Below are 16,482 nucleotides of genomic sequence, written 5' to 3'. Positions count from 1 at the left end.
TTTGATACCTAATTTTCAACCTGTATAAAATTTTCAATGTTCTTCAATTTAGCCTTGACTTTTTATTTGCAGGCTTAATATTTATTTTTGACTTTCTCCCAAATTCGGGAAAAACCTATATTTGTATCAGCTAAAACGTTGATACCTGAAAAAGGGCAATCAGTGTAAAAAAAGCAAAATTTTATGTACTCTGGCAGCTATCTTTGTTATTTCTCCTGCTCCGGTAACATTTCTTTTTGCTTATTTTGCCCTAAATGCCCTTAATTCCCTGATTCATATTTAATTGTAACTGTTTATAATCTATATCTGTTTCTTCAAAAGGTATTCTTTCTTCTGGATCTACAGGACAAAAATCTTCTTCCTTAACTGCAATATCCTGATAATAGAACTCACCATTGTACTGCTTCAGAAGGAAACCTTTATCTGTCATATTCCTGAAAAAGTTGGATTTACCATGCCCCTGTCTGCCATTCTCTTTGCAGTATTCCTCATACATATGGAACACTTCACTTCGTTTCAGACGTTTCCCTTTGGCACGCACCAATGACTCATCAATAAAAGCACAGATACTATCTGACGTCCGTTGCACTTCTCTTACACATTCTTTGCTGTGTTCGCTCTCCGTGAACTTTCCCTGTTCGTACAGATTTTTCAATGCAATCATCGCCATATGAATTGCATAATCGGATTCTGCCTGTACCTTTTCCTTTAAGTGCAGATCTTTTTCACCACTTTTTACTACCCGGTTCATATCGAGAATCAGTAGTCTACGATAAAAAGCATCTGACTTGTCCTCAAGATTCTGTGGCATTTCATTGGTAGAAAAAAGCAGCTTTGCATAAGAGTGGAAATGAATTGCATCCTGTCCTTTTTTCTCATAAATCAGTGTGTCCTCACCGACTGCTTTCTTTAATACATCTGTATTCTCCATTGCCTTGCATGGAATATCCGCACAGGCATTTAATAGCTTTCCGTACATTCCAGTCGCATAGAATCGTTTATTTAAATCCTGTAAAGAAATGCTGGACATATTGTTGATTCCAACTACATGCTGAATCAGCGATACTGCCACAGACTTTCCGGTTCCACCATTTCCTTTCAGTGTAAGGAATTTCTGAAACTGCGTATCCTGTGTCATGCAGTATCCAAAATACTCCCAGAACGTCTGCTGTTCTTCTATATTTGGAAGAGAGGATGCAAGATATTTTTTGATATTTTCGCCGCCCTGCATCACCTGCTCTCTGTCTTCCGGATAATAGGGAAATGGTATCTGATTGATTGTCAGATAATCCGGATTGTGTTCCAGCATTTCACCCGTAATCGGATCATAATATCCATTTTTAAAATTAATCCACCGCACAGGCTGCTTATTTAGTTCATATGCCTCCCGGTGAACTTTCGGCTGTGTAATCAGCAGATTATAAATTCTTTTAATTACGCCACTCTGTATCTGATCTCGATAGATCAGCTTCTGTATACGGTATTTCATTCTCACCCCATTATGATCTTCCCAATAGGCACCATGTTCATAATAATAAGGTGTAATTCCTACCACAAAAAACTGAACATTCTCCACCAGATAATCTACAATCTCCATATCCCGGACGCCTTTCACATTCCCTTTTGCATCAAATAAATGAAAACGGCTCAGTTCCGGTTGTTCTTTCGGTTCTCGTTCAAACCGAAGAATATACTGTTCCAGTAGTTTCTCAACTTCTTTCTGATTATCCAATTTGCCAAGGTACTCTTTCTCTTTGAACAACTGCCAGCCTGCTTTTCCATCAAGACCAGCGTCTTTGAAAAATATCTGTAACTTATCATTCATCCACTTCACCGTACAGGCAGCCACATAATGATAGGCACTCTGACAGCTTCCAGTAAACTGAATAGACCTCATTTCCTCTATAAAGGAATCTGCACTGAAATAATATCCGTCATCTTCCTGCACCAGGCAAAGTGCCTGATAACCTGACATCACAATATTCAACGCTATATCCTGATTGTCCACCAGAAAGATATAGGTCTGTGCTGTCCCTTCTGGATTGGTTTCCATATAATGCTTCAAAAACTTCTTGTTCAAACTTATCACTTCCTTTCAGGCAAAAAGAAAGACGCAAGCCATATTTTATGACTCACGCCTTACTTCGCTCACAATATTCTATTTTTATCAGTTACCTGCCAGATTGATTACTGGCATTCCTTATACATAAATCAATTCTTTCAGGATAATCTCTTCTGCAATCGCTCTGTGCTGATTGGCTGCTCTTACCCATGTCATCTGATTTTTCTCCTTATCTGGCAGTGGTTCTTTTTCTTCCAACTGCTTCAGGAGCACTTCTTCCCGTTCTCTGGCTGCCTTGTCCACTTCCAGAAGATGCCCTCCAATGGAATCCTGTAAAAGCATCACCTGATACGTTGAATTCCGATGGTTCTTCAGATAATCTCTGCGTAAGAATCCATATTTGCCAAGTTGTTCCATCTGCTCACCGGATTTATAGGTGAGGTTCGGAATCAGGTATCCATTTACATTTGTATAAGTCAGTTTCATATCCCTATGACCTCTCTTTCGTTTAAACTGTTGTCTGTAACAGAACCAACTGTTCATGTTACGTCATTGCTACAAATCTTTCTTTCCATATCATTTTGAATCCAACCCGGGCAGATTTTCTTCAAAATCATGGTGAAAGTGCTTCGTTTCTGTGTTGGGAAAATGAACGGAAACACTTGATTTTACTGACTTTCTTCAATGTAACCTTATTATAACGTCCTCCCCATACCCCACAATCTCATTCGGATATCCCACAAGTGCTGTTAATCTCTGTGCACCTCTTTGAAGATATGCCCGGATTTTCTCTCCATAAAGAAACGGGTCATTTCCCTGTACGATGCCATACTGCATCATCAGTGCCGCTGACCCTGTCACAAACGGCGTGGCAAAAGAGGTTCCGGTCACACCTGTGTAGGAACCTCCCACAGCGGTTGTCACGATATCTACGCCAGGTGCCACGATATCCGGCTTTACTTGTGTGTTTCCTCTTGTGTAACCACGGCCGGAAAACGGAGCATATGTCATAAGGCGTGCATTGTAAGCTCCGACTGCAACCACATTCCTTGCCGTTGAAGGAATGGTCAGAGTCGTGTCAACCGTTGGCGAAAAAAAGTGCGTCAATGGATTTAAAAGAGCGGCAGACGGCATCCACAGATGATAATTTCCTTCCACGATCTTCTGCGGAATCAGACGGATCTTCCAGACGCCGTCATCGACATAAGAACCTTTTGGGATAAAATCAAAATAAATCTCCTGAGCGGTAGTGTAGGGCTTCGGCTCTCCGTAATAGATCAGAATCTCTGTATTCCCGGCCAGGATTCTCTGTGCTCCAAGACGCTCCTGAAGCGGTCCGAAGCTTTCACCATCCGGATGAATCAATATAATCTGAAACTGATCAACGTACGACTTCCAGAGCTGAATGTTCATCACCGGCTCCTGCTGCGAAATCCCGAATTCCAGGATTCTCTCTTCCTGCTGACCAAGCTTTCCTGAAATATGCCCGCCTGTGTTCCCTTCATTTCCGGTGCCCACGCAGATCACATTCTTCCACATACCGGAAATCATGTCAATGTATGTTTCCAGAAGTGAAGTCCCGTCATGTGAGCCATATAGAGATAACTTTTATTGTTTTGCAGATTCGATCAAAGTAATATCTCCGTCCCTGCATATTACATTCAGCGTTGATGTGGCGCCATCGACATTGTTTTCGTAAAGAGAGCTGTCTTCTTTGCGTTCCGATTTGCCCTGCGGCAGATTGTCTGTGATCACATCTCCATCTGTGGTTTTCAGGTGAATATTCATCTTTGCTGCATTGCCGTTTTCCATTTGTATGAAAACATCTCCGTCTGAATTGTTTATTTCCAGATTACCGCTGAAGCTGCTGTGATTTGTCTTCAGATCGCCATCGGCAAGTGTAATGACTCCATCTGCAAATTTTCCCTGATCCAGTATCATATCTCCATCCAAAAAGTTTGCTGTCATATTTTTGCATGAGAACTGTTCTGCAGTCAGATCTCCATCGGCAAGCTGAATCCTGGCTTCGGAAAACCGTGCATCCTGCGGTACATAGAGAATCACTGTATTGATTTCTTCCTGTTTCTGCGTCTCGGTATGATGCAGCAGATTTCCAAGATCATAACTTATATAATAACTTCCTTTTCCGCCGGAAGTTTCCTGAAGCGTAAGCTCACCATCTTTGTTTTCCCATGTCAGTGGATTTTCATTACCGCCTTTTTCCATTCGATATTCCATGTAATAGCAGTCATCACCTGATTTTCTGATATCCAGGTCAAAATTTTGAAAATCTACATTCAGTTTTGTAAAAGCATTTATCTGCTGCTTTTCCATAACCTCAAGATTTTTCCTTGCAGAATCTGTTCCACCGGATACATATACATGTCCGGAACTATCGTTGAAATCCTTTCCACCTGCAAAATATCCTGCTGTTGAAAGAACCATTCCCACCACACAGAGCGTTAGAGCTGTTATCATTGCTGTTTTTGCAGTCTTATTCATTCTTATGCACCTTCTTTCTTACAAGTCTGTTGACCAGACGTCCGATCCCATTTGCACACCATTTGCAGATATATACAGTCAAAAGACCTGCGAGGATTCCAATTCCCGTCATCAGGAATCCACCTCCGACCATCATACAGGCTGCTGCAGCAGATTTCAGGATCAAAGAGCCCCCAACCCCGATGGTCACAATACCTCCGGCTATCGCCGCAATGCCGGTAATACCAATCGAAAAAATCACTGCCGCAACAGTGAGGATCACCGCACACAGCACTGCAAAAACAAATGCCAGAAGTGCCAGGCTGACCGGTGATGCACATAGAACCAGGAATACAAGAAGAATGATCTTGCCCGGAGAACGTCTCTTTCCTTTTAAGACCGGTGCTTTCTCTTCCACAATATCCTGATCCTTTTCTACGCTCTCCTGCAAAAGATTGAGAAACAGTTCTCTTGCTGCCTCTTTTGGTTCACCAAGTTCTCTCATAACCTGTTGTTCCTTCTCAGGACCTGCCTCTTCAAAATATTCCGAAAAGTACTCTATGGCATTGTCAAAATCTTCTTGCGGAAGCCGCTTCAGATATTTCTTCAGCTCTTCCATATATTCTTGTCTCGTCATTTTTTCACTCTCCCTTCCACAATATCATCTACAGTATTGCGATATTCCCGCCATTCTTTCCTCAGATATGCCAGCTGCCTGCGTCCCTCTTCCGTGATGGAATAATACTTTCGTTTCCGCCCCTGGAATTCCTCGGAATAAGTAGTCAGATATCCGCCCGTCTCCAGCTTTCTCAAAATAGGATACAGCGTCGATTCCTTGATCGCCGCAACCAGCTTCACCGTCTGGCTGATCTCATAACCGTAGGAATCCTGCTGTTCCACGACCGAAAGGATCAGACATTCCGTCAGAACAGCTGACACCGGATAATAGTACATATACTCACCCCTTTTGTATATATAAAATTTTTATATATAATTATTTTATATATATGTTACCATACTTTTACCATTTGTCAATAACTGTTTTTCAGGAATTTCTGTTTTTAAATCTCTGCCGTTTTTCCTGTACCCTTGCAAATAATTCTTTTGAAATGATCGCCTCGTGCATTCCTTCCACCACATAACGTTCTTCCATCGGAATGTTTCTGCATTTTTCAATTTTATAAGATATTTTCTCTGTTTTATGTTGAACCATTGCACCCGTATATACCTGATTTTTCAAAATGTTATAAATCGTTGGTGCATTCCATTTCTGCACCTGATTTTTTCCCTGACGGTTTACATAACTTAATTTCTGGATTTTTCTTTTATACTCGGTCGGCGGCAAAATCTGCTGTCTGTTCAACCGTTCTGCTATCTTTTGTACGGAAACGCCTTCCAGATAAAGAGTATAGATGTTACGCACTGTTTCCGCTGCTGCCTCATCAATCAGAAAGCGATGACGGTCAGTCGGGTCTTTTCGATAGCCATAAGGTGCAAAACCGGACATATATTTCCCCTGCTTTTTCTGTACCTGGAAAGTTCCCCGTATCTTCTTTGAAATATCTCTGCTGTACATATCATTGAGCAGTGCCTTGAACTGAGCCAGCTCTTCATTGCTGTGACAAAGCGAATCCACACCATCTAAAATCGCAACATAACGGATGCCAAGTGACGGAAACACACGCTCAATATAATTCCCTGTTTCAATATGCTCACGCCCAAGTCTTGAAATATCTTTTGTGATCACTCCCTGAATCTCTCCTTTGTAAATATCCGCCATCATCTGCTGAAACTGTGGGCGGTTCGAAAAATAAAGCCCGGAATATCCGTCGTCAATATACATCCTGACGAGCTTCATATCCCCGGCTTTATCCACATATTCTGAAATCAGACGTATCTGATTTTCAATACTTTCACTTATTCTGTTTTCTCCGTCTTCTTTGGACAGACGACAATATCCTGCCATGCGGTACATATCCTTCGACCTCCGAAAAACGCTGTCTCTGCTATAAATATGCGATACCGCACTGAAAAGATGCCCTACGATGCCATACATTTGTATCGGAAATCTTTATTTATTACAGTAAACGATAAAGTATCTGTGCTGCTTTTTCGATATTGGTCAGATCCACCGAAGAATAATTGATCACGTACGTGTTTTCAAAATTCCCATCTTTTTCACCATCAAAATAGTGGGACAGCGGTGCCAGTTTGATGCCTTTTCCTTTGGCTTCCGTTACGATTTCTCCCTCACTTTTTTCTGTATGGATTTGCATCAGAAAATGCACACCCGCCCCTTCTTCCCGGATGGTGACATATTTTCCAAGCGGCTCTTTCTGAAATACTTGCAGAATCGCATCTCTCTTTGTCTGATAGTAGTTCCTGAGCCGGTTGATATGCTTTTCAAAACTGCCGTTTTCCATAAATTTTGCCAGGGTATACTGCTCAAAGTTGGAAACAGTACAGGAATAAAAAGAAAGCTTCTGATAGAAGATTTCCGTCAGCGTCGGCGGCAGCACCATATAGCTGATACGCACGGTTGATGCCAGCGTTTTCGTAAACGTATTCATATAGATAACACGATCTGACACATCAATACTCTGCAGCGTCGGAAATGGTTTCCCGGTCAGCCGCAGTTCGCTGTCATAATCATCTTCAATGATATAGTGATCCGGCGATTTGGCTGCCCAGCCAAGCAACTCGTAACGCCTGCTGACCGGCATCACGATCCCGGTCGGAAAATGATGGGAGGGCGAGGTATGAATGACATCCACGCATTTTTCTTCCAGTTCCCGAACAGAAATACCATCTTTATCCAGCGAGATTTTTGCATACTCTACCTTCATATTTTCATAAATCCTGGCAATTTTATGATAGCCCGGATTCTCTACTCCATAGATCCGGTGATTTCCAAGAAGCTGTATCAGAAGTCCATGCAGATATTCTGTCCCCGCTCCGATGATGATCTGTTCCGGCTCGACCTGCATGGCACGGAACTCCTTTAAATACCGGGCAATCGCCTGTCGCAGCTCCAGGATCCCCCCGCAGGGCGGATTGATCATCAGCTGCTTCTGATTGTCATTTAAAACTTCCCGCACCGTCTTTGACCAGATGGTAAACGGAAAGATCTCGCTGTCCGTCTGATTGCTGGAAAAATCTGCAAAATAAGAAGTCGCTCCCCCTGTCAGCGTCAGCTGTTCCTTTCTGACCTTCTTCTTTTCCATGGTCGCACTGCTCAGATCTGAGACATAAAATCCCCGCTTTGGCATGGAATAAATATAACCTTCTGCTAATAATTGTCCATAGGCATTTTCCACTGTGATCACGCTTATGCCCAGATTTTTTGCAAAAGTACGCTTTGACGGCAGCTTCTCCCCTGCCTTAATCTTCCCTTGTGTTATGTCGTTTCGAATGCATTTATATAAATATTCATACATCGAATCTGACCCTATATTTGTAAAACTGTATGTCAGCATCTGATTATTTTCTCCAATCTGACCTTACTGAATATATCTTTTTTGGCAATTTTATAATAGTCACTTTTCCATTATAATTCAAAACCAGTAAAAAGTAAAGATTGCAAAAAACAAAGCAGGAGGTTTAAACATGAATACAACAAATGAAAGATATAAATTGAACAAAGAACTGGCACAGATGTTAAAAGGCGGCGTTATTATGGACGTCACCACACCGGAACAGGCAAAGATCGCCGAAGCTGCAGGTGCATGTGCAGTCATGGCTCTGGAGCGTATCCCGGCTGATATCCGTGCAGCGGGCGGCGTCTCCCGTATGAGCGACCCGAAAATGATCCAGGGCATCCAGAATGCTGTTTCTATCCCGGTTATGGCAAAATGCCGTATCGGACATTTCGTGGAGGCTCAGGTTCTCGAAGCGATCGAAATCGACTACATTGATGAGAGTGAAGTACTCTCCCCTGCCGATGATGTTTATCATATCAACAAACGCAACTTCCGTGTTCCGTTTGTCTGTGGTGCAAAAGACCTCGGAGAAGCTTTAAGACGTATCAACGAAGGTGCTTCCATGATCCGTACCAAAGGGGAACCGGGAACCGGGGATATCGTGCAGGCCGTACGCCACATGAGAAAAATGAACAGTGAAATTGCAAAGCTGACCAGTATGCGTGAAGATGAACTGTTTGAAGCTGCAAAAACACTGCAGGTTCCTTATGAACTGGTTGCCTATGTACATGACAACGGCAGACTTCCGGTTGTAAACTTCGCAGCCGGCGGTGTCGCTACTCCTGCCGACGCAGCCCTGATGATGCAGCTCGGTGCAGAAGGTGTCTTTGTAGGTTCCGGTATCTTCAAATCCGGAAATCCGGAAAAAAGAGCTGCTGCGATCGTAAAAGCAGTTACTAATTATACTGATGCAAAACTGATCGCCAAACTTTCCGAAGACCTCGGGGAAGCTATGGTCGGCATCAATGAACAGGAAATCGCCTTACTGATGGCAGAAAGAGGAAAATAATGACCGTTGCAGTTTTGGCACTCCAGGGTGCTTTCGCAGAACATGAAAATGTATTGAAACGTCTCGGTGTCGACTGTATCGAGCTTCGCCAGGCAAAAGACCTGGAAACACCTTATGACGGCATCATTCTTCCCGGCGGCGAGAGCACCGTCCAGGGAAAGCTTTTAAAAGAACTGGGCATGTTTGATACGATAAAAGAACAGATAGAAAACGGCATTCCGGTCCTTGCAACCTGTGCCGGGCTGATTTTGCTTGCCTCAGAGGTGGACGGCCAGGAAGGATGTCACTTTGGAACAATCCCGATGTGCGTCCGCCGCAATGCCTATGGCAGACAGCTCGGAAGCTTCCGCACCGTCGCTGAATTAAAAGGCGTTGGAGAAGTCCCGATGACCTTCATCCGTGCACCATATGTCGCAGAGACAGGAGATGGCGTGGAAGTCCTTGCCACGATCGATGGGAAAATTGTCGGTGTGCAGTATAAAAATCAAATGGCATTTGCATTTCACCCGGAACTGGATAACGATACCAGGATTCATGAGAAGTTTGCAGCGATGGTTCGAGACAAATAAAAAATTTACGGAGGTTTGTATAAATGTGCAAATGAACGAATTCCCCGAAGGCACGCTCTCGCTACCTCACATTGGCAGCGGTACGTAAGCAACCAAAATACGGTTGCTAAGTACCGGCCATGTTCGAGTACCTTCTCTGGAATTGTTCATTTTGCACATTGCTAAAAGCTCCTAGCTTGCCGGGGGGCGCTTAAGCGGAACAGTCCTTTCAGGCCAAATTACAAAACACGAAAAAACAGAGATACTGTAACGGTAGTAAATTTCCGTCACGGTGCCTCTGCTTTTTTACTATCTTGATGCGGAACGTTTTGATTCTAAAAACTTTCTGCGTGCGCCAGCGTGGCAAAAGGCTGTTTCATGCCAGCGTGTAAAATATGATATGAAGTGTTTTTAAAAACTATGGCCGTTCAAAAACGTACAGCAATGTGCAAAATGAACAATTCCCAAGAAGGCACTTTTACGTGCCCTTCGGGGAATTCGTTCATTTGCACATGCAATACTATTCTTTTGCAAACACTATTTTAAAATGTGCGGCATTTCAGTTCTTTACACCTGCCGGGAAACCAACGGTCAATTTTTATTTTCTCGAAAGAACGTAACCTGCTCTTGCGTATAACCGCACTCTTTTCGCTTTGATCTTATGACCTCTTTCATCTGCATAGTCTTTTCTCCGTTTCAGATTCGAAAGCTTTCGTTACTTGTATTGTAACAGACAGATTCTGCCATTTTCATTAAATTGTTGTTAAGCTGCAGGATTGTTTTTTAACTTCTGTTTAATCCAAGAATGCCTCTGGTATATGGCACATGCGAGCCATATACATTTCCAAAGCTCAGGTTGATCGCAACAGGCTTCCCAAGTTCCATCGCTTTTCTGATCACGTAGTCCAGTGCCAGCATCAGTTCTACGGTTCCGGCAAACTCTGAACCGGCTGTTCCGATTTTCACGACCAGAATATCGCTCTTCGATGCCACACCACGATACTGTCCGCCGGATGCCTGACCATTTCCGGCTGCGATACCGAGTACTTCCGTTCCGTGTCCGCTCAGATCTCTGGATGGAACGATGCGATATCCTGCTTCTCTGCTTCCGGCAGCAAGTGCCTCATTGATCTGCTCTTTTGTATATTCCACACCCCGGATTTCTTCGCCGGTTCCTTCTTTGATTTTTCCTGTGTCTTCTGTGTCTTCTGTCCCTTCTTCCGATATATTTTCTCCTTTGCTTGTTATATCTGTCTCCATTGCATCATTTCTTTTTGGTCTTTGAATTGTCTGATCCCAAAGTGACATGATTCTGGTTGTACCATCCTCATTTCGGAAATCCGGATGAAAATAGTCTACGCCGGAATCGATCACCGCCACCAAAACGCCCTGGCCTCTCAGATCAAATGCCCCGGTCTGAAGTGGATTGATACAGGAGGCACTTCTGCCCTGTGCTGCTGAAAAAAACAGTCTTTTCGGCTTTTCGATGTATTCGACTTCCGGCTGCGAGGAAATCCAGTCAATCTCGCTCTCTTCTGCCGTAATGATCGCATAGCCGCCGGATAACAGGATAATCTCTTTTGTCCGCTCCCCAACCCCGGAAAGATCACCGTGATATCGCACGATCAGCTCCCAAATCCGATTCTGCCTGTCATACCCGAAATTCATGTTTAAAGATTTTTCCCGTTCTGCATCTGTAGCATCCAGTGCAAGATTTAGAAGATTTTCAAGCTTCTGATCATTCATAAAATGCTGCTTTCTGTATTTTGTTTCTATACTATGTTGCAAAGTAAAAATTTGTATCTGTTTTTCTATACAGTCGTTGGAATCTTATTGCTTATGTTGACTTTAATTATCTTTTTTAAAACATATTGAAATAATGAGAGCTATGTGGTAATATATTTTCAAAGCATATTTCTTAACGTTCTTGGCATCCTGCCATCTATATTTTCTAATTCACACTTCAGAAATTCATGCTTTTCAATCAAACAAATCAATTTAAAAAGCAGGAGTTTCAAACTGTGAAAAAGAGTATAAACCGTATGGCTGTCGCATTTTGGTACACTCCTGCATAAGGAGGTACTGCCTATGGCTCAAAAAGAACAAGCAACTGCAAATCGTAATTACAAGGATACGGTATTTCGTATGCTGTTTTCTGACCGTCAAAATTTATTGTCGCTTTATAATGCAGTTAGCGGTTCACATTACGATGACCCTGAAATGCTTGAGATTGTCACATTGGAGAATGCTATTTATATGGGAATGAAAAATGATCTGGCTTTCATTATTGGTACTGACTTGTTTCTATATGAACATCAGTCTACTTATAACCCAAATATGCCGCTGCGGGATTTATTCTATATTTCCAGCGAATATCAGAAGTTAGTCGATCATAAATCGCTTTACTCTTCCACACTGCTGAAAATCCCGGCACCACAGTTTATTGTATTTTATAATGGAACTGAAAAAAAGAAAGACCATTGGTTAAACCATTTGTCAGAATCTTTCGAAAATCTGTCCGGCGAACCGAAACTGGAGCTGGAAGTGCTGACAATAAACATCAATGAAGGGCTTAATAAAGAGCTGATGGAACAATGCCAGACTTTAAGAGAATATGCGCAGTATGTACACTGTGTCCGTAAGTATGCGAAGGAATTGGATTTGAACGAAGCAGTTAAGCTGGCGGTTGATGAATGTATCCGTAACGACATTCTTTCCGAATTTCTTCGTGCAAATAAATCGGAGGTGATCTCGATGAGTATATTCGAATACGACAAAGAAGAGGAAGAACGCAAATTACGAAAAACCGAGTATGAAGCTGGTGTGGCTGCTGGATTCAGCGATGGATTTAATAACGGATTTAATAGCGGCATTGATACTGCAAAAAAGGATGCTGCTATTGCTTTTGCAGAACTTCACGTTCCGGTTGAGCAAATTGCTTCGGCACTGCAAGTAAATGTCGAAATCGCAAAACAATGGATTGGCAATAAGTAGCAAAATAAAAATTGACCGAGCTCTTTAGAGCGAGGGATGCTTCTTATCCGAAGGGCAAAAAGATGGGCATTAAGAAAACTTATATGTAAAATATGACGCTATGATGATTCGAAAACAATCTCCTGACACGCTGCATTTCCTGTTCGGATTCATCATGGCTGTATTATTTTACACACTATTTTTGACGATACCCCGACAAACCCAATTGAAAGTGTGAACTCCAGTTTTCGGAAGGTTACCAAAAAGGGGGCCTTCCCGAGTGAAAAGCTGATTATCACAAGAATCTCCGCCGTATCAGCACCACTGCCACATCGTTCACATTTGTCCCGGTTGCTCCGGTAATGATCAGTCCTCCTGTCTTTTTCAGTGCATGGTAGGCATCATTTTCTTTCAGCACTTCATAAACGTCCATTCCTTCCAGCTGCAGTTTTCTTTTTGTATTTTCATCGCAATAGCCACCGGCTGCATCGGTCGGTCCGTCGGTTCCGTCGCTTCCGACGCTGAAAATGGCAGTATTTCTGCATGCAGCCAGTCCTTCTGCCGCCGCAAGTGCCAGCTCCTGGTTGCGTCCGCCGAGTCCTTTTCCTGTCACGTGGACGATCGTCTCGCCTCCCGCGATAAAAGCAAGGCTTTTGTCTGTATTTTGATGTGTTTTTGCGATCGCTGCTAAAAATGCTCCTGCTTCTTTTGCCTCACACTGCAGGGCATCTGTGAGGATCATGCTTTCGTAGCCAAGTTTTTCGCAGGCTTCTTTTGCTGCCAGGCACAGATTTCTGACGCTTCCGGTGATCCTGGTTTCCACATTTGTTACTGCTTTTGGTGTTTTCATCTCCAGTAATGTTCTTGCCTTCTCGCTGAGTTTTAAGTGATATTTTTCAGCGATTGCGATTGCATCGGATGCGGTCGAAGAGTCTGGATATGCCGGTCCGGATGCGATCATATCAAGCGGATCTCCGACGATATCGCTCAGTACAATCGCAAATATGGCTGCCGGTTCACAGAGTCCGGCAAATTTTCCGCCTTTGACTGCGGACAGTCTTTTCCGTATGGTGTTCATTTCTACAATATCTGCCCCGCATGCAAGCAGCTGCTTTGTTATATCCGATAATTCTTCTGTACTTATCAATGGTTTTTCAAAAAGGGCGGAGCCGCCTCCGGAAAGCAGAAATAGTACCTGATCGTCTGCCTGCAATTCTTCTGTCAGCTCGATCACTTTCTGTGTGGCCGCAAAGGTATTTGTATCCGGAACCGGATGTCCTGCTTCAAAACATTCGATCCCCGGAATGTCTCCCTGAATATGTCCGTATTTCGTGATCACAATCCCTTTCTCAATCTGTCCATTCAGGATGTTTGCGGCTGCATTTGCCATCTGCCAGGCTGCTTTTCCAACCGCCACAAGGTAAAGTTTTCCTTTTACCGGTTTTCTGTTTTTCAGTGCCTGTTTCACTGCCTCATCCGGCAGTACTTTTGTGATCGCTTCTTTTATGATTTTATCTGCTTCTTCTCGTAGTGTCATATTATCCTCTCCCCATAAATTTGACTCAAACACACCTGTTTGTTGCCTGCTTCTTTTTAAGTCGAACGCAAATGAGATCTGGCATGCAATTCTGGTCAACTCTGCTGACATTTACCTGACAGAATCGCTATAAAAAGTTTTCTTCAGCTAAGATACAAAAACGACAGAGAAAGTTTCCTCTCCCTGCCGCATTCTTGCTTTATTTATGCAAGTATCTCACATCTGCTCCTGATACTTGCTGCATTGCTGGACGCTTATTCAAAAATATCTTCGCCAAATCTTACTTTTGCGTATGCCTTGATTGCTTCTACGCATTTGTCAAATCCAAGCTTGCTGCTGTCCAGACACAGATCGTAATTTCTCGCATCGTTCCAGGTGCGTCCGGTATAATAATGATAGAAATCACCTCGATACTTGTCTGTCTTTGCTATAAATCTTTCCATCTCTTTTTCCGTCATGGAGTTGCGTTCCATACCACGTGCCAGGCAGTAATCCTGCGGTGCATGGATAAAGACGCTCATCACATCCGGGCGGTCTTTGAGAACAAAGTCTGCACAGCGTCCGATAAATACACAGGACTCTTTCTCTGCCAGTTCTTTGATCACTTTTGCCTGATAATTAAAGAGATTGTCTGCGGAGACAAATCCGCCATGATCCGGCTGGATCAGCCCGCCTTTGTAGATTCTTGTGGAATTTCCAAAGAGCGGATTATTGCGAAGTTTTTCATCTGCCTGATTGAACAGCTCTTCTTTGATTCCGCTGTCATCGGATGCCATACGCAGAATTTCTCTGTTATAACAGTTTACACCCAGATTTTCTGCCAGCATCTGACCGATGGTTTTTCCACCGCTTCCATACTGTCTTGCGATCGTAACGATCAGTTTTCCCATAGCACAAACCCCCTTTTATTCTCCAAGGTATGCTTTCTTGACAGACTCGTCATTTAACAGCTTGTCTGCATCACCCTGTAAGATAATTTTGCCTGTTTCCAGGACATATGCTCTGTCTGCGATGGAGAGTGCTTTCTTTGCATTCTGCTCTACCAGAAGTACGGTCGTGCCGGCTGCACTGACTTTCTTGATAATTTCGAAAATCTCATTTACAAAAATCGGTGAAAGTCCCATAGACGGTTCATCCATAAGGATGATCTTCGGATGAGACATCAGTGCACGTCCCATTGCAAGCATCTGCTGTTCACCACCGGAAAGCGTACCTGCCATCTGGTTCTTACGTTCTTCCAGACGCGGGAAATGCTCATATACCATATCAAGTGTCTGCCTGATCTCGTCTTTGTCTTTTCGTGTATAAGCACCCATTTTCAGGTTCTGATAAACACTAAGTTGTGCAAATACGCGTCGTCCTTCCGGAACGTGTGCCATTCCCATAGAAACGATCTTGTGAGCCGGCACTTTTGTAATATCTTTTCCTTCGAAGAAAATATGGCCTGATTTCACCGGTGTCAGCCCTGTGACTGCATGAAGTGTTGTAGTCTTTCCGGCTCCGTTGGCACCGATCAGTGCGATGACTTCTCCCTGATTTACTTCAAAGGAAATCCCCTTGATCGCCTGAATCATACCGTAGTATACATTCAGATCTTTTACCTCAAGCATTGCCATAAGTCCATTTCCTCCTATTCTCCCAGATATGCTGTGATAACCTGCGGATCATTCAGTACTTCCGCAGTCGGTCCCTGTGCCAGTACTTTTCCGAAATTCAGTACGGTCAGCTCTTCACAGATACCGGAAACCAGTTTCATGTCGTGTTCGATCAGAAGGATTGTCATATTAAAATGATCACGCACAAAGCTGATCGTTTCCATCAGTTCTTTTGTCTCGTTCGGATTCATGCCGGCTGCCGGCTCATCCAGAAGCAGAAGCTTCGGATCAGTTGCAAGTGCTCTGGCGATCTCCAGTTTTCTCTGCTGTCCATATGGCAGATTAGAGGCCAGATACTCGGCATCCTTCTCAAGGTCGAACACTTTCAAAAGCTCCATCGCACGTTCATTCATCTCTTTTTCCACCTTACGGTAACGCGGCAGACGCAGAATCCCTTCGAGCGTATTGTAGTGATGATGATTGTGCAGTCCTACTTTTACATTGTCCAGTACGGACATCTGTGAGAACAGGCGGATATTCTGGAAAGTACGGGCGATACCTGCTTTGTTGATATCAATGGTCTTCTTTCCGGTAATGTCCTGTCCATCTAATTTTACAATACCTTCATCCGGTTTGTAAACACCTGTCAGCAAGTTAAATATGGTTGTTTTTCCGGCACCGTTCGGTCCGATCAGGCCATAGAGCTGACCTTTCCCGATATTCATATCAAATTCGGATACGGCACGCAGTCCTCCGAATGAAATGCTCAGATTCTTTACCTCTAACATGTTCTCCATA

16 protein-coding genes are annotated in these 16,482 nt (G+C 43.4%); 3 read left to right on the top strand and 13 right to left on the bottom strand.

The features are described from left to right. Positions 1-250: 250 nt before the first annotated feature. The 8 genes from GPK60_RS04735 to GPK60_RS04700 form a co-directional block, all read right to left on the bottom strand. Positions 251-2,080, bottom strand: coding sequence for a phage/plasmid primase, P4 family (locus GPK60_RS04735; protein WP_252191297.1), 1,830 nt, complete (start codon positions 2,078-2,080; stop codon positions 251-253). Between the two features lie 120 nt (positions 2,081-2,200). Continuing rightward, the gene (locus tag GPK60_RS04730) at positions 2,201-2,548 is read right to left on the bottom strand and encodes a TnpV protein (RefSeq protein ID WP_215658971.1); all 348 of its coding nucleotides are present in this window, start codon (positions 2,546-2,548) and stop codon (positions 2,201-2,203) included. A gap of 195 nt (positions 2,549-2,743) precedes the next feature. Next, a complete protein-coding gene (locus GPK60_RS04725) occupies positions 2,744-3,613 on the bottom strand; it encodes a S8 family serine peptidase (protein WP_215658970.1) in 870 nt (289 codons plus the stop codon). A 57-nt stretch (positions 3,614-3,670) separates the two neighbouring features. Then, positions 3,671-4,564 carry a DUF4097 family beta strand repeat-containing protein gene (locus GPK60_RS04720; protein ID WP_022118458.1) on the bottom strand — a complete coding sequence of 298 codons (894 nt, stop codon included), beginning with the start codon at positions 4,562-4,564 and terminating at the stop codon, positions 3,671-3,673. Continuing rightward, positions 4,557-5,180 (bottom strand): DUF1700 domain-containing protein, encoded by a 624-nt coding sequence (locus GPK60_RS04715; RefSeq protein ID WP_022118459.1) that lies wholly within the window; start codon positions 5,178-5,180, stop codon positions 4,557-4,559. Before GPK60_RS04715 ends, GPK60_RS04720 begins: the two co-directional genes overlap by 8 nt. Next, positions 5,177-5,497 carry a PadR family transcriptional regulator gene (locus GPK60_RS04710; RefSeq protein ID WP_022118460.1) on the bottom strand — a complete coding sequence of 107 codons (321 nt, stop codon included), beginning with the start codon at positions 5,495-5,497 and terminating at the stop codon, positions 5,177-5,179. The genes GPK60_RS04715 and GPK60_RS04710 overlap by 4 nt, the downstream gene beginning before the upstream one ends. Before the next feature lie 91 nt (positions 5,498-5,588). After that, positions 5,589-6,509, bottom strand: a complete 921-nt coding sequence (locus GPK60_RS04705) for a recombinase family protein (protein WP_252191296.1) — start codon at positions 6,507-6,509, stop codon at positions 5,589-5,591. 112 nt (positions 6,510-6,621) lie between these two features. Further along, positions 6,622-7,980 carry a PLP-dependent aminotransferase family protein gene (locus GPK60_RS04700; RefSeq protein WP_346727715.1) on the bottom strand — a complete coding sequence of 453 codons (1,359 nt, stop codon included), beginning with the start codon at positions 7,978-7,980 and terminating at the stop codon, positions 6,622-6,624. 169 nt (positions 7,981-8,149) lie between these two features. Here GPK60_RS04700 and pdxS point away from each other — a divergent pair, with 169 nt between their 5' ends. Then, positions 8,150-9,031 (top strand): pyridoxal 5'-phosphate synthase lyase subunit PdxS, encoded by an 882-nt coding sequence (gene pdxS / locus GPK60_RS04695; RefSeq protein ID WP_022118464.1) that lies wholly within the window; start codon positions 8,150-8,152, stop codon positions 9,029-9,031. Next, entirely contained in the window at positions 9,031-9,600 is a 570-nt protein-coding gene (pdxT, locus tag GPK60_RS04690) for a pyridoxal 5'-phosphate synthase glutaminase subunit PdxT (protein WP_215658967.1), read from the top strand. Before pdxS ends, pdxT begins: the two co-directional genes overlap by 1 nt. A 762-nt stretch (positions 9,601-10,362) precedes the next feature. On the opposite strand, the gene GPK60_RS04685 is transcribed toward pdxT, so the two are convergent. Next, positions 10,363-11,325, bottom strand: a complete 963-nt coding sequence (locus GPK60_RS04685; RefSeq protein WP_215658966.1) for a S8 family serine peptidase — start codon at positions 11,323-11,325, stop codon at positions 10,363-10,365. Positions 11,326-11,667: 342 nt separating this feature from the next. Between GPK60_RS04685 and GPK60_RS04680 the strand changes: the two genes are divergently transcribed. Continuing rightward, positions 11,668-12,573, top strand: coding sequence for a hypothetical protein (locus GPK60_RS04680; RefSeq protein ID WP_173897600.1), 906 nt, complete (start codon positions 11,668-11,670; stop codon positions 12,571-12,573). 274 nt (positions 12,574-12,847) lie between these two features. Here the strand turns inward: GPK60_RS04680 and GPK60_RS04675 are convergent, their stop codons facing one another. The 4 genes from GPK60_RS04675 to GPK60_RS04660 form a co-directional block, all read right to left on the bottom strand. Beyond that, positions 12,848-14,089, bottom strand: coding sequence for a DUF4147 domain-containing protein (locus GPK60_RS04675; RefSeq protein WP_215658965.1), 1,242 nt, complete (start codon positions 14,087-14,089; stop codon positions 12,848-12,850). A gap of 254 nt (positions 14,090-14,343) precedes the next feature. Then, a complete protein-coding gene (locus GPK60_RS04670; RefSeq protein ID WP_147631862.1) occupies positions 14,344-14,979 on the bottom strand; it encodes a cytidylate kinase-like family protein in 636 nt (211 codons plus the stop codon). A gap of 15 nt (positions 14,980-14,994) precedes the next feature. Beyond that, a complete protein-coding gene (locus GPK60_RS04665) occupies positions 14,995-15,705 on the bottom strand; it encodes an ABC transporter ATP-binding protein (RefSeq protein WP_022119615.1) in 711 nt (236 codons plus the stop codon). Between the two features lie 14 nt (positions 15,706-15,719). Next, a complete protein-coding gene (locus GPK60_RS04660; RefSeq protein WP_022119616.1) occupies positions 15,720-16,481 on the bottom strand; it encodes an ABC transporter ATP-binding protein in 762 nt (253 codons plus the stop codon). Between the last annotated feature and the right edge of the window lies 1 nt (position 16,482).

It is taken from the genome of Ruminococcus sp. MCC718 (assembly GCF_018783905.1).
Classification (GTDB): domain Bacteria; phylum Bacillota; class Clostridia; order Lachnospirales; family Lachnospiraceae; genus Hominisplanchenecus; species Hominisplanchenecus faecis.
The sequence above is the reverse complement of the archived record's forward strand: the minus strand, read 5'-3'. Positions and strand labels throughout refer to the sequence as shown.

Coding starts and splice junctions, on each gene's coding strand:
- GPK60_RS04680 (WP_173897600.1), top strand. CDS start 11,668: ATGGCTCAAAAAGAACAAGCAACTGCAAATCGTAATTACAAGGATACG.
- GPK60_RS04730 (WP_215658971.1), bottom strand. CDS start 2,548: ATGAAACTGACTTATACAAATGTAAATGGATACCTGATTCCGAACCTC.
- GPK60_RS04700 (WP_346727715.1), bottom strand. CDS start 7,980: ATGTATGAATATTTATATAAATGCATTCGAAACGACATAACACAAGGG.
- pdxS (WP_022118464.1), top strand. CDS start 8,150: ATGAATACAACAAATGAAAGATATAAATTGAACAAAGAACTGGCACAG.
- GPK60_RS04665 (WP_022119615.1), bottom strand. CDS start 15,705: ATGGCAATGCTTGAGGTAAAAGATCTGAATGTATACTACGGTATGATT.
- GPK60_RS04720 (WP_022118458.1), bottom strand. CDS start 4,564: ATGAATAAGACTGCAAAAACAGCAATGATAACAGCTCTAACGCTCTGT.
- GPK60_RS04705 (WP_252191296.1), bottom strand. CDS start 6,509: ATGGCAGGATATTGTCGTCTGTCCAAAGAAGACGGAGAAAACAGAATA.
- GPK60_RS04685 (WP_215658966.1), bottom strand. CDS start 11,325: ATGAATGATCAGAAGCTTGAAAATCTTCTAAATCTTGCACTGGATGCT.
- pdxT (WP_215658967.1), top strand. CDS start 9,031: ATGACCGTTGCAGTTTTGGCACTCCAGGGTGCTTTCGCAGAACATGAA.
- GPK60_RS04675 (WP_215658965.1), bottom strand. CDS start 14,089: ATGACACTACGAGAAGAAGCAGATAAAATCATAAAAGAAGCGATCACA.
- GPK60_RS04715 (WP_022118459.1), bottom strand. CDS start 5,180: ATGACGAGACAAGAATATATGGAAGAGCTGAAGAAATATCTGAAGCGG.
- GPK60_RS04670 (WP_147631862.1), bottom strand. CDS start 14,979: ATGGGAAAACTGATCGTTACGATCGCAAGACAGTATGGAAGCGGTGGA.
- GPK60_RS04710 (WP_022118460.1), bottom strand. CDS start 5,497: ATGTACTATTATCCGGTGTCAGCTGTTCTGACGGAATGTCTGATCCTT.
- GPK60_RS04725 (WP_215658970.1), bottom strand. CDS start 3,613: ATGATTTCCGGTATGTGGAAGAATGTGATCTGCGTGGGCACCGGAAAT.
- GPK60_RS04660 (WP_022119616.1), bottom strand. CDS start 16,481: ATGGAGAACATGTTAGAGGTAAAGAATCTGAGCATTTCATTCGGAGGA.